At 65.8% G+C, this 13402-nt stretch carries 8 protein-coding genes; 2 read left to right on the forward strand and 6 right to left on the reverse strand.

The annotated features are described in order from the left end of the window. Nucleotides 1–125: 125 nt before the first annotated feature. A complete protein-coding gene (locus tag MNI96_RS02450; RefSeq protein WP_249690063.1) occupies nt 126–2171 on the forward strand; it encodes an aq_1923 C-terminal domain in 2046 nt (681 codons plus the stop codon). Between the two features lie 98 nt (nt 2172–2269). Here the strand turns inward: MNI96_RS02450 and MNI96_RS02455 are convergent, their stop codons facing one another. Both MNI96_RS02455 and aspS read right to left on the reverse strand, forming a co-directional pair. After that, the gene (locus tag MNI96_RS02455) at nt 2270–4057 is read right to left on the reverse strand and encodes an ABC transporter ATP-binding protein (protein WP_283776286.1); all 1788 of its coding nucleotides are present in this window, start codon (nt 4055–4057) and stop codon (nt 2270–2272) included. A gap of 80 nt (nt 4058–4137) precedes the next feature. After that, nucleotides 4138–5922, reverse strand: a complete 1785-nt coding sequence (gene aspS, locus MNI96_RS02460; RefSeq protein WP_249690065.1) for an aspartate--tRNA ligase — start codon at nt 5920–5922, stop codon at nt 4138–4140. 221 nt (nt 5923–6143) lie between these two features. On the opposite strand from aspS, the gene rnd reads away from it, so the two are divergent. After that, the gene (rnd, locus tag MNI96_RS02465) at nt 6144–7382 is read left to right on the forward strand and encodes a ribonuclease D (protein WP_249690067.1); all 1239 of its coding nucleotides are present in this window, start codon (nt 6144–6146) and stop codon (nt 7380–7382) included. Between the two features lie 112 nt (nt 7383–7494). Here the strand turns inward: rnd and ppx are convergent, their stop codons facing one another. From ppx to MNI96_RS02485, 4 genes are all read right to left on the reverse strand, one after another. Continuing rightward, nucleotides 7495–9021 (reverse strand): exopolyphosphatase, encoded by a 1527-nt coding sequence (ppx, locus tag MNI96_RS02470; protein ID WP_249690069.1) that lies wholly within the window; start codon nt 9019–9021, stop codon nt 7495–7497. Next, a complete protein-coding gene (locus tag MNI96_RS02475; protein ID WP_249690071.1) occupies nt 9014–11233 on the reverse strand; it encodes an RNA degradosome polyphosphate kinase in 2220 nt (739 codons plus the stop codon). Before MNI96_RS02475 ends, ppx begins: the two co-directional genes overlap by 8 nt. A 119-nt stretch (nt 11234–11352) precedes the next feature. After that, complete coding sequence (locus tag MNI96_RS02480) at nt 11353–12045, reverse strand: HdaA/DnaA family protein (protein WP_249690073.1); 693 nt, start codon at nt 12043–12045, stop codon at nt 11353–11355. Then, a complete protein-coding gene (locus tag MNI96_RS02485; RefSeq protein ID WP_249690075.1) occupies nt 12038–13174 on the reverse strand; it encodes an AI-2E family transporter in 1137 nt (378 codons plus the stop codon). Before MNI96_RS02485 ends, MNI96_RS02480 begins: the two co-directional genes overlap by 8 nt. Between the last annotated feature and the right edge of the window lie 228 nt (nt 13175–13402).

The raw sequence follows: 13402 nt of genomic DNA on the forward strand, positions 1-13402 counted from the left end.
GGCCAAGGGGGGCTCCGTCCACGACATCGACGAACAGCCGAAGCCGGCGCAGCACGTCTGCGCCGGTTTCGGCATGAACGCCCGCTTTGAAAGGCGGGTTGCCACCAGATCACGGACAACGGACGATGCCCAGAAGCTTGCGACACACCCCGACGGCCGGCGCCCTCCTCGTCACCCTGGCCCTTGCCTCCCCCGCCACCGCCAACCCGGCCCTGGATGCCGCCGATGCCTTCCTCCAGTGGGCGAAGGATCACGGCGCAACCATCGCCGAATACGGCAGCGTCACCGAGACCGGAACCGGCGACGCCATCGTGCGCGATGCGAAATTCGGTTGGGATCTCGCCTTTTCGATTGCCGGCGCGAACGTCGATCTCGACATCCGCATCAACAGCCCGGAAACCCGGCTGATCGGCGTCACCAAGACCGACAAGGGCTATCGTCTCGACCGCTACGAGCAGCCTGGAGCGCACGAGTTCGCGTTTTCCGGCGGCGTGACCGAGGACGGCGTGCGCAACGGCTTCGACATGTCGGTCATCCAGTACGACCTCGTCGCCGAGGACTACCTGCAGGTGCCGTTCGAGGCGCAGGAAGATCCGGAACGTCCGGTTTCCCGCTTCCTTCCGGCCATCGTCGCCGGCCTCGATACGACGATCGGCAAGATGTTCGTCCGCCGGATGGAATCGACCTCGAAGATGCCCGACGGCACCTCGGGCACACAGTCCTACGAGGGCATGACCATCACCGGCTTCGCCAACGGCCGGATCGAAGAACAGCGCATCGAGAAGACCATCTCTGAGACCACGATCAAGACGGAACCGGGCGTAACCACCGACACCGTCGCGATGCGCGAGGAAACCGGCCTGCAGGTCGTCACCGGCACCGACATGAAGCCGCTTCTGAGGCTGTTCGGCGCCCTTCCCGCCGACCGCCTGACCGGCGACGAGATCATCGCCAGCGCCTCCGTCGAGGGCATGAACTTCTCGTTCGCGGAAGGCTCCGCCGCCATCGGCAGCCTGTCGATGGCGGGCCTGCGCATCGATCCGGATGCTCCGGCTTTCGACATCGCCTCCATCGGCGACCAGGCCGCTCTCGGCAAGCTGCCGCAGGACGAGGCGTCCCTGACCGCCCTGGGCGGCCAGGCGGCCGATGCGCTGGCGGCGGCCTCGCTGGACAGCTTCGACCTGTCCGCCCTCGCCATCTCCTCGCCCATTCTCAACGGCGCCATCGGCAGCATCCAGGCGAAGGACGCGTCCTATCGCGGCTTCGGCGATTTCTCTATGGCCGACCTGTCGATCAAGGCGGAAGAGAACAACGCCGCTGTCGATGCGAAACTGTTCCGCATGAGCGAACTGCGGCTGGCGCCGCTGTCGCGCTACATCGACTTCTTCGTCGCCTCGAGCAACCGCGAGCCGACGCTGCCCGAGATCCTCTCGGTGGTCCCCACGCTCGGCCTGCTGGAGATGGAAGGCATCAAGGTAGCCTCGGACGAACTGCCCGCTCCCGTCTCGATCGAGAGCTACCGGCTCGCCATGAGCGACTTCATCAACCCGATCCCGACCCGGATCGAGGCGATGACGAAGAACGCCTCCTTCCCGGTCTCGCTGATCGAGGAGGACGAGGCGCGCGCACTCTTCGAAGCGCTCGACCTGAAGGTCGTCAGCTATTCCGACGAAACGCGGATCAGCTGGAACGCCGACACCCAGACGCTCAGCATCGATCCGCTCTCCTTCACCATCGAGGGCGGCGGGTCCATGGACCTGAAGATGGAAATCGGCGGCGTGCCGCGCGTGGTGTTCGAGAGCCCTGAGCAGGCGCAGATGGTCATCGCTACCGCGATGGTGAACAAGGCGAGCCTGACGGTGCGCGATGCCCGTCTGGTCTCCGCCTTTATCGAGCAGCAGGCCAAGCCCGCCGGTCTGTCGCCGGAAACCCTGGCGCTCGGCCTTGCCGATCAGGCCGCCAACGAAATGGGCCCGCTCAAGGACACACCGTTCGGTCAGAACCTACACGGCGCGCTGAAGAGCTTCCTCGTGTCGCCGGACGAACTGGTGATCACCGTCGAGCCGGAGACACCGGTCCCCGCGATGCAGATCATGGGCGTGCTGGCGACCGCACCGGACACCCTGCCGCAGCTTCTCAACGCAACCGTCATGGCCAATTCCGGCCGCTGACCGGGTCGCCCGATCCAAGAACAAAGAACCCCGCCGCAGAGCCCTGCGGCGGGGTTTTTTCATGTCCAGCGAGCCGCAACCGGTCAGCGCCAGCGGCGTCAGTCGGTCGATCCGCTGTCGGAGAACTGCAGGTCGCAAAGCCGCTTGTAGAGCCCGCCACGCGCGAAAAGCTCGCGGTGGGTGCCGCTCTCGATGGCGCGGCCGCGATCCATCACGACAATCTGGTTCGCCTCGCGCACGGTCGACAGGCGGTGCGCGATGACCAGCGTCGTGCGCCCGCGCATCAGGTTGGCGAGCGCTGCCTGGATCTTGGCCTCGGATTCCGAATCCAGCGCCGAGGTCGCTTCGTCGAGCAGCAGCAGGGGCGCATCCCGCAGGATCGCCCGCGCGATGGCGATGCGCTGGCGTTGGCCGCCGGACAGCCGGCCGCCGCCCTCGCCCACCCGCGTGTCGTAGCCCTCGTCGAGCTCCATGATGAAGTCGTGCGCATTCGCCTCGCGCGCCGCCTGCACGATCTCGTCCTCGCTGGCGGCAGGTCGCCCCATGGCAATGTTGTCGCGCACGGACATGTCGAACAGGAACGTGTCCTGCGAAACCAGCGCGATGGCCGCGCGGATGTCGGTAATGGTGGTGTCGCGAATGTCGCGTCCACCGACCGTGATGCGGCCCGAGACGGGCTCGTAGAATCGCTCGAGCAGCGAAAACACGGTGGACTTTCCCGCTCCCGACGGTCCGACAAGCGCGGTCACCTCACCAGCACGGGCGGTGAAATCGAGCCCGGCCAGCGCCGGTGCCTCGCCGTAGTGGAAGGCGACGTTCTCAAAGCGCACGCTTCCCGGCTGGAACGGCGCCCCCGGCAACTGGGTACCCTCACCCGAAGCCTCGGCAGAGGCACGGTCCAGCACCTCGTACATCAGCCGGACGCCGACCATGTGGGCCGACAGATTGACATGCAGCCGGGCGAGACGCCGGGCAGGATCGTAGGCGAGCAGAAGCGCCGTGATGAAGGCGAAGAAAGCGCCGGGGTCGCTGCCGCGTTCCACCACGCTGAAGCCGCCGTAGAGGATCACCAGGGCGATGGCGACGCCGCCGAGGGTTTCCATCACAGGCGAGGTGCGCGCGGACAGGCGGGTCATCTTGTTGGCGCGCAGGCGTACGTCCTCGACCGCCGCATCCATGTCGCGGCGCAGCCTCTGCTCCACCGCAAAAGCCTTCACCACACGAATGCCTGCAATGGTTTCCTGAGCGATGGAGAGGATGCGGGTGAGCGAGACGAATTGCGACTTCGCCACCCGGCGCACGCGTCGCACCAGACCGGCGATGATGATAATCGCCGGCGGCATGATCACCAACGCGATCAGGCTCATCAACGGATCCTGCGCGATCATCACCGCGACCAGCGCGATCACGGTCAGGAGGTCGCGCCCGAGCGCGGTGACGATGAGATCGAGCGCAACCCGGGCCGCCGTGGCGTTATGCGAAAGCCGCGTACCGAGGTCGCCGATGCCGGACGTTTCGAAGAAGGCGACGTCCTGGCGGGTAATCGCCTCGAACAGGCGCGACTGCGTCTTCGCGACGATGGCATTGCCGATCTCGCCGAGGACCACGAGTTGACCGTAGGTGGCAAGCCCCTTCACCGTGAAGATGAACATCACGAAGCCTGCGATGACCATCACCATGGTCGCATCGCGTTCCAGGAAGACCTCGTTGATGACGTCCTTCATGATCCAGGCGCTCGCCGCCGTGCTGGCGGCGACCAGGCCCATGAAGACGAAGGCCAGGATATAGCGCCACACATAGTCGCGGGCGTTTTCCAGGACCAGCCGCCGGACCAGGAAGGGCGTGCCTTCCGGATCGGCGAACAGGTGGGACCAGATGCGTTTCAATGCGTCGGCCTTGTCCTTGCAGCTCTCCGGCGACCCGTGCCGCCGCATCCGCCCCTGCCCCGGGCGGCTGACGATAACCGTCAGCCCTTCTCGGGCAAATTGAGCCGGATATGAAGCTCGCGCAACTGCTTGGGGTAAACGTCGGACGGTGCGCCCATCAGCAGGTCCTGCGCCTGCTGGTTCATCGGGAACAGGCTGACATCGCGCACGTTCTTTGCCCCGACCAGCAACATGACGATCCGGTCGACACCGGCAGCCATGCCGCCATGCGGCGGCGCGCCGTACTGGAAGGCACGGTAGAGGCCGCCGAAGCGCTCCTCCACGTCGCTCTTCGACAGGCCGACCTTCTCGAACGCCTTGACCATCAGCTCCGGCGACTGGTTACGGATCGAGCCTGAGGCGATCTCGTAGCCGTTGCACACGAGGTCGTACTGAAACGCCTTGATGTCAAGCGGGTCCATCGTCTCCAGAGCCTCCAGGCCGCCCTGCGGCATGGAGAACGGATTGTGGGCGAACTCGACCTTCTTCTCTTCCTCGTCCCATTCGAAGAACGGGAAGTCGACGATCCAGGCGAGCGCGAAGCGGTCGCGGTCGACGAGGTCCAGTTCCTCGCCGACGCGGGTCCGCGCCTTGCCGGCGAAGTCGGAGAACTTCTTCGGATCGCCCGCGACGAAGAACGCCGCATCGCCGGCCTTCAGGCCGAGCTGGGTGCGGATCGCCTCGGTGCGCTCCTCGCCGATGTTCTTGGCGAGCGGGCCGGCACCCTCGAGGGCACCGCCCTCCTCGCGCCAGAAGATGTAGCCGAGGCCCGGCTGGCCCTCGCCCTGCGCCCAGGAGTTCATCCGGTCGCAGAAGGCACGGCTGCCGCCGGTCGGGGCCGGAATGGCCCACACGGCGTTCTTCGGATCCTCGAGCAGGCGCGCAAAGATCTTGAAGCCGGAGCCGGCGAAATGGGTGCCGACGTCCTGCATCTCGATCGGGTTGCGCAGGTCCGGCTTGTCACTGCCGTACTTGGCGATCGCGTCCGCATACGGAATGCGCGGGAATGTCCCGGTGACCGGCTTGCCCTTCGCGAACTCCTCGAAGATGCCGCGCATGATCGGTTCCATCGTTGAGAACACGTCCTCCTGCTCGACGAAGCTCATCTCCAGGTCGAGCTGGTAGAACTCGCCCGGCAGACGGTCGGCGCGCGGGTCCTCGTCGCGGAAGCACGGCGCGATCTGAAAATAGCGGTCGAAGCCGGAGACCATCAGCAGCTGCTTGAACTGCTGCGGCGCCTGCGGCAGCGCGTAGAACTTGCCCGGATGCAGCCGCGAGGGCACCAGGAAGTCGCGCGCGCCTTCCGGCGAGGACGCCGTGAGGATCGGCGTCTGAAACTCGGTGAAGCCCGCCGCCCCCATGCGCTGGCGCATCGAGCCGATGATGCGCGTGCGGGTCATGATGTTCTCGTGCAGCGTCTCGCGGCGCAGGTCGAGGAAACGGTAGGTCAGGCGGATGTCTTCGGGATAGTCCGGCTCGTTGAAGACCGGCAGCGGCAGCTCGCGCGCCGAACCCAGCACTTCCAGCTCGCGGATGAAGATCTCGATCGCGCCGGTCGGCAGCGTCTCGTTGACCGTCTCCGGCGTGCGCATCTTCACGTCTCCGTCGATGCGGATGCACCACTCGGCGCGAACCGTCTCGGCGAGCTTGAAGGCGGGCGAATCGGGATCGATCACACACTGCGTCATGCCGTAGTGGTCGCGCAGGTCGATGAAGAGCAGGCCGCCGTGATCACGCACGCGGTGCACCCAGCCCGACAGGCGCGCCGTGGCACCGACATGGGTTTCGCGCAGTTCCCCGCACGTGTGACTGCGATAGCGATGCATGTGGTCCTCGATGGCCCGAAGTTTGAAAAAAGTGGCGGCTGACAAGGCGAAGCAGCTGCCGGCCGGCGCGATGGCGCGCCCGTGCACAAGCCATGGGATGACGACAAAGTCAAGGCGGCGAGCCGGTTGGCGGCCCCTGAAAGCCCGCCGAACGAACAGGCCATAACAAGGCGGTTTCGTGGCGACAAGCGGGCAAGCATCCGCTATATCTCGCGATTACTATGCATATCATTTCAAGCACCAAAGAACTGGCCGATGTGTGTCGGCGTCTCGCGCAACACGATTTCGTCGCTGTCGACACGGAGTTCCTGCGCGAAACGACCTTCTGGCCGAAGCTCTGCGTCATCCAGATGGCGAGCGTCGAGGATGCCGTGATCATCGACGCGCTAGCCGACGGCCTCGACCTTGCGCCGTTTTTCGAGCTGATGCGCGACGAGAGCGTCGTGAAGGTGTTCCACGCCGCAAGGCAGGACATCGAGATCGTCTATCACCTCGGCGGGTTCATCCCGCACCCGGTGTTCGACACCCAGGTCGCGGCAATGGTCTGCGGCTTCGGCGATTCGATCTCCTACGACCAGCTGGTCCACCGCATCACAGCGGTCAGGATCGACAAGTCGTCTCGCTTCACCGACTGGTCGCGCCGGCCCTTGAGCGAAAAGCAGCTCGACTATGCGCTGGCCGACGTGACGCATCTGCGCGAGGTCTACCACTTCCTGAAGGCGAACCTCGCCGAACAGGGTCGCAGCCACTGGGTCGGCGACGAGATGGAGATCCTCACCTCCGAAAACACTTATCGCACCGATCCGGAAAATGCGTGGAAGCGGCTGAAGCTGCGGGTACGCAAGCCGATCGAGTTCGCGGTGCTGCAGGAGGTGGCCGCCTGGCGCGAGCGCGAGGCACATGAGCGCGACGTGCCGCGCAACCGCATCCTCAAGGACGACGCGATCTACGAGATCGCCGCCCAGCAGCCGACCAACACCCAGGCGCTCGCCGCCCTGCGCACCATTCCGCGCGGCTTCGAGCGCTCGCGCACGGCCGAAGAGATCCTCGGCGCGGTCAAGCGGGCGATGGCGATCCCCAAGGACAAGCTCCCGGCCGTGCCCAAGGGACGCGCCGCGCCCGACGGGTCGGCGGCGGCCGTCGACCTTCTCAAGGTCCTGCTCAAGCTGGTCAGCGAAGCCAACGGCGTTGCCGCCAAGGTTATCGCCACCATGGAAGACCTGGAAAAGATCGCTGCCAGCGACGATGCCGATGTCGATGCGTTGAAGGGCTGGCGGATGGAGCTGTTCGGCGAAGCCGCCTTGAAGCTGAAGCGCGGCGAGATCGCCCTCGCTTTCAACGGCAAGCGCATCGTCGCCGTCGAGCAGAGCGAGCCGGTGCTGGCACCCAGGCCCGAGCCGTCCAAGCGTCGCCGCAATCGGCAGAAGGCGGACGCAGATGCGGACGCGGCAGCCGAGTAGGCCGGCGACCGCACGCACCAACGACAATCGACAAGCAAACGGGCAGGTCTTCCCTGCCCGTTTGCGTTTGTGCGGTCGTTTTTTTGTCTTCCGACTACCGGCGAGAGACCCGTCAGACCTCGACCACGACCCGCGCCTTCAGGCCCAGCAGGCGGGCGAACTGGGTGAGCCGCTTGTTCAGCCGCTCCCCTTCCAGCGCGATCAATTCACCACGCAAGGTCAGCACCACCTCGCCATTGTCCACAGCAACGGGCACCTGCGGCAGGATGCCGGCGACGGATGCGCTCAGCACCGACGCCACCCGCAACGCGCCGCCGAGAATGCGGGCGCGATCCTTCAGGCGCGTATGGGCGAGCTCGCGAATGCGCGGCCCCAGAGCGTCCTCCACCAGCCCCTGATGGCGGTAGAAGACCGAGAGGGCCAGATAGGCACGGCCCGCGTGGTCGATGCCGACGAAGCCGGCGTTGGAAATGATGTTGAGGCTCTGCTCGCCGCGATAATCGGGATGCGCGCGCCAGCCGATATCCGACAGCAGGCAGCCGGCGGCCCGCAGCCGCACCTCGTACTCGGTCTCGTCGATGCCGACGGCCGGGAACAGGCGGTCGGTCCACTTGACCAGTTCCTCGCCATAGGCGGGTGAGCGCGAGCGCAGCTGCGACAGTTCGCGTGCAGCCTCCACAAGCGGGTCCTGCTGGCGCAGATCGTCCGGAAGCAGGTCGAAGAGCAGCCCCTCGCGAAGGCCGAGCGCCGACATCACCACCTTGGACGCCTTGGAGCCCCGCAGCACCTTCTCCATTACCGCCGCGCCGAACGGCAGCAGTGGGCGGCGGGCGCGCGAGACCACCTCGATCATGTCGAGGCTTTCCGGATCGCGCCGGGCGACCAGCTGGCAGAACTCGATCGCCTCTTCCGCCGGGATGGCGTAATCGTGCATCACATGCAGCGGATAGCCGTTCTGATGCAGGTGCAACCGGGCAAGCGAACGCCAGGTGCCGCCGACCGCATAAAAGGGCTTGCCGGCCCCGATGGGCAGCCACTCGACATCGCCGAGCGCCTGTTCCGCGATCTTCTGCGCCTTGGCGATCTTTCCGTCCGCATCTTCCTGCAGGCGGATGCCACCGAGCGGCAGGGTCTGGCCACGGCCGATCTCGTCGTGCTTGATCTCGACGAGTTCGAGACTGCCGCCGCCGAGATCGCCGACGATCCCGTCCGGCCGCCACATGCCGGAGACGACACCAAAGGCGGCAAGGCGCGCCTCGTCTCGGCCCGACAACAGCCGCACCGGCGTGCGGCAAATCTCTTCCACCGACGTCAAGAATTCCTCGCCATTGGCCGCATCGCGGGTCGCGGCGGTAGCAAGGATGTGCAGATCGGCAACGCCGATCTGGTCGCACAGGCGGCGGAACCGCACCAGCGCCCGGCGCGCCTGGTCCGTCGCCTCGTCCGACAGGCGGCCCGTGGCGCCGACGCCGCGCCCAAGGCCGGCAAGCACCTTTTCGTTGAACAGCACCGTGGGGGTGCGCGCGTGTCTTTCGTAGACGACGAGGCGGATCGAGTTCGATCCGATATCGATCACGGCAATCGGTCCGCTGCCGTTGAGACGACCGCGGACCAGTTCATGCTTTGGGCTGTCAGCCACGCTTCCTCGGCTCCGCAAACGGTTTCGGGCTATGGCTGCGCAGCGACTTGCCACGGCCGGAGAGCGACGGATTCGTCATGAAATATTGATGGGCGTTGAAGGGCTTCTCGCCGCGGCCGAGACGCACGCGCTCATGACCGCCATCCGGGAGCAGTCGCCAGCTCTGCTGGTTGTCCTTAAGATTGGCGACCATGATCTGATCGAGCACCTGTTCGTGCACCGTCGGAGTGATGAGCGGCGTCAGCGTTTCCACCCGCCGGTCGATGTTGCGCGGCATCAGATCCGCGGAGCCGATATAGACGACCGCATCCGGCGAGGGAAGCCCATGACCGTTGCCGAAGCAGAAGATGCGGCTGTGTTCCAGGAAGCGGCCGACGATGGACTTGGCCCGGATGTTTTCCGAAAGACCCGGGATGCCCGGGCGCAGGCAGCAGATGCCGCGGATCACCAGGTCGATCTGCACGCCGGCCTGGCTCGCCTTGTACAGGGCATCAATGATGCCGGGATCGACCAGCGAGTTCATCTTCATCCAGATCTGCGCCGGGCGCCCGGCCCGAGCATGCTCGGCCTCTGCCGCGATCAGCCGGGTGATACCGTCGCGCAGCGTCACCGGCGACACCATCATGTGTTGCAGTTCCACCGGCTCGGCATAGCCAGTGATGAAATTGAAGATCTTGGCGACCTCCCGGCCGATGCGCGGATCGGCCGTGAAATAGGACAGGTCCGTGTAGATGCGTGCGGTGATCGGATGGTAGTTGCCGGTGCCGAGGTGGCAATAGGTGCGCAGCTCGCCATGTTCGCGGCGGACGACCATCGACAGCTTGGCGTGGGTCTTCAGTTCCAGGAAGCCGAAGACCACCTGCACGCCGGCGCGCTCCAGGTCGCGCGCCCAGCGGATGTTGGCCTCCTCGTCGAAGCGCGCCTTCAGCTCGACCAGCGCCGTCACCGACTTGCCGGCCTCCGCCGCCTCGACGAGAGCCTTGACCACCGGCGAGTTGCTGGAGGTGCGGTAGAGGGTCTGCTTGATCGCCACCACGTCCGGATCCTGCGCCGCCTGGCGCAGGAACTGCACCACCACGTCGAAGGACTCGTACGGGTGGTGGACGATGATGTCCTTCTGCTGGATCGCCGCGAAGCAATCGCCACCATGCTCTCGGATACGCTCGGGGAAGCGCGGAGCGAACGGCTCGAACTTCAGGTCGTCGCGGTCGATGGAGACGAGCTGCGAGAGGTTGTTCAGCGCCAGCAGACCGTCGACCAGGAACACTTCGTCGCCGGTGGCACCGAGCGCCTCGGCGACGAAATCGCGCAGCGACTGCGGCGTCGTCTCCTCGATCTCAAGCCGGATGACCGACCCGCGGCGACGACGCTTCAGGGCGCTCTCGAACAGGCGCACGAGGTCTTCCGCCTCCTCCTCGATTTCGAGGTCGGAATCGCGGATCACGCGGAAGGCGCCCTTGCCGCGGATCTCATAGCCTGGAAACAGCCGTGTGATGAACAGGCCGAGCGCGTTCTCGATGGTGATGTAGCGTTCGCCCTCCTCGGCCTCGCTTGCCGGCAGACGCACGAAGCGGTCGAGCTGGGCGGGAATGCGCAGCAGCGCCGTCATGCCGCGCCCGCCCTTTTCCGGCGCCAGTTCCAGCACCAGCGAGAAGCCAAGATTGGCGATGAAGGGGAACGGATGCGCCGGATCGATGGCCAGCGGCGTCAACACCGGGAAGATGTGCGCGAGGAAATAGTCCTCCAGCCACAAAAGGTCCTGCGGGCTGAGATCCGGCCCGTCGACGATGGCGATGCGGTCGGCGGCCATGAGCCTGCGCATCTCGCGCCAGACGCTCTGCTGCTCGTGCTGCAGCGACAGGACCGCGGCCGAAACCCGTTCAAGCTGCTCGGCCGGTGTCAGGCCGTCGATGGAGCGCGTCGAGACGCCTTCGCGCTGCTGGGCGCGCAGACCGGCGACGCGCACCATGAAGAACTCATCCAGATTGTTGGCCGAGATCGAGAGAAACCGCAGACGCTCCAGCAGCGGATGGGAGGTGTTCTCCGCCTCCTCCAGCACCCGGCGATTGAACTGCAGCCAGGAGACCTCGCGATTGATGAACCGGCTGGGATGATCGGCCAGCGCCTCGGCGGCGTCCGACACGGGCTGGGCCGGACGGGCTGGCGAGGGGGCAGCTTCCGCATCCTTCGGGTTCACGCTGATCTCGTTCATGTCTGCCTCCTGCGGACCGGGCCGCGCCGGTCATCCGTGGTCACTGCTGGGAGCGACCATACCGGATTGATTTGACGGATTTACATCACCCGGCAAATTGCCTGACCCGGCAAAAGGTATCAGGCAGCCGGATCCTGCTCCGCCAGCACCGATGCGGCGAGCGGGCGCGTGATCCGCCGGCCAGCCGACAGCGAAGCCCGGTCGAGTCGGTCGACCAGCGCCTGCGCCGCCGCCACGGACCGCTCCATCCGCACCGCGAGAAATTCTACCACGGCCGGGTCGATGTCGATCTGGCGATCAGCGAAAAGCTTGACCAGCACTCGCCGCAGCAGATCGTCGTCCGGCTCCAGGATCTCCACCGGGGTCGCGGCACGCAGACGCGAGGCAAGGTCCGGCAGACGCAAGCCCCAGGACTGCGGCCAGCTGCGCGAGGTCACGAGCAGGCTGCCGCCAGTCTCTCGAACGGCATTGAACAGATGGAACAGCGCTGTCTCGTCGAAGCCCGTATGCGCATCCTCCAGCGCAACCGCGCCCGACCGGGCAAGGTCCTCCACCTGCTCACGGCGCAGATCGGACGCCCGCAGGATCACCGCGCCGCTCGCCGCCTGCCATATATGGGCAAGATGCGTCTTGCCCGAGCCCACAGGCCCTGCAAGGAGCGCCGCCGCGCTCGGCCACTGCGGCCAGGCGTCGATCAGCGCAAAGGCAGCCCGGTTGGACGAGCCGATCAGGAAATCGTCCCGCCCGTAGGCCGTCTCGTGCGGCAGGATCAGCGGAAGCTGCTCGCCGCCCCCGCGCAAGGTGTCAGCCATCGCGGCTCTCCGCACTTTCCTCGGGCAGCATGCCGACCGCATCACCCGGCACACCGCTGGCCATCGCCGTCGCCTTACCGGTGTAGAGCGCGCTCGCCATGTACTGGTTCAATGCAAACCGGATCAGCACGCCGATCATCGCCGCCGCCGGCACGGCAATCAGCATGCCGACGAAGCCGAACAGATAACCGAAGGCGAACAGCGCGAACATCAGCCAAACCGGATGCAGGCCGACATTGTTGCCCACGAGCTTGGGCTGCAGCACGTTGCCTTCCAGGAACTGGCCGACGGCAAAGATCGCAAGCACAGCCGCAACCATCGGCCAATCGGGCCAGAACTGCACCATGGCGACACCGAGCGAAACGACGAGACCGAGCGTCGCGCCGACATAGGGAATGAAGCTGACGAGACCGGCGCCGATGCCGATCAGGAGGCCGAAATTCAGCCCGACCGCCGCAAGGCCGATTGCGTAGAAGGCGCCGAGCAGGAAACACACGCTGACCTGGCCGCGCACGAAGCCGGCGACAGCCAGATCCATCTCGCGCGCCAGCTGGCGCACCGTGTCGCGGTGCTGCCGCGGCAGCCAGTTGTCGATCTTATCGACCATCCGGTCCCAATCGAGAAGAAGATAGAAGGCGACCACCGGCGTCACGACGAAGAGCGAGATCACCGACAACAGCGCCTGACCGCCGTTCCACACCGACTTCAGCAACCCGCCGATCCAGCCGGCGCCCTCGCCCAGCAGGCTGCCCACATTGGCTTTGAGTTCCTGTCCGCCGATGCCCAGCAAATCGAACAGGCGGCTACCGAACCCGGAGGTGATGAGTTCCTGCAGGGAACTGACGAGGTTCGGGAAAGCCTTGAGGAAGGCCGCGAGTTGGTTTCCGAGGATCGGCAGCAGCAGCAGCAGGATGAGAATGAACGCAAGAACGAAGAGGACGAGGATGACGATGGTCGCGCCAAGCCGCGGCAGGCCGAGCATCTCCAGCCGGTCCGCGACGGGATCGAGCAGATAGGCCAGCGCCATGCCGGCGACGAAGGGCAGCAGGATCGGGCTGAACAGATAGACGAACAGCGCAAACAGCGCGAAGGAAACCAGCCAGAAATTGATCTGTCGCTTGAGCGTCACGAAATCCCGTCCCTTGCTGGTGCGGCCTGTTGCCTGACCCTCAGCAGATAGGCAGCCACGCCGCAGAGCGTCAAGGAGGCCACCGGCAGGGATTCGCCATTTTCCCTCTTCACCACAGGCCGACAGGGGCTCGACTGCTCCGCCGGCGGACAAGTCGGCGTTTGCCGCCCTCGCCTGTGCACACAGGGCCCGGTTTCGCTTGCATTCCGGCGCTTCTGTGTTTGTATG

Origin of the sequence: Stappia sp. WLB 29, from assembly GCF_023507705.1 — a bacterium.
Taxonomy (GTDB): domain Bacteria; phylum Pseudomonadota; class Alphaproteobacteria; order Rhizobiales; family Stappiaceae; genus Stappia.

What these genes read in the sequence shown, in the direction of transcription:
- MNI96_RS02475 (WP_249690071.1), bottom strand. Translation starts at nt 11,233, where the DNA reads ATGAACGAGATCAGCGTGAACCCGAAGGATGCGGAAGCTGCCCCCTCG.
- aspS (WP_249690065.1), bottom strand. Translation starts at nt 5,922, where the DNA reads ATGCATCGCTATCGCAGTCACACGTGCGGGGAACTGCGCGAAACCCAT.
- MNI96_RS02450 (WP_249690063.1), top strand. Translation starts at nt 126, where the DNA reads ATGCCCAGAAGCTTGCGACACACCCCGACGGCCGGCGCCCTCCTCGTC.
- MNI96_RS02480 (WP_249690073.1), bottom strand. Translation starts at nt 12,045, where the DNA reads ATGGCTGACACCTTGCGCGGGGGCGGCGAGCAGCTTCCGCTGATCCTG.
- rnd (WP_249690067.1), top strand. Translation starts at nt 6,144, where the DNA reads ATGCATATCATTTCAAGCACCAAAGAACTGGCCGATGTGTGTCGGCGT.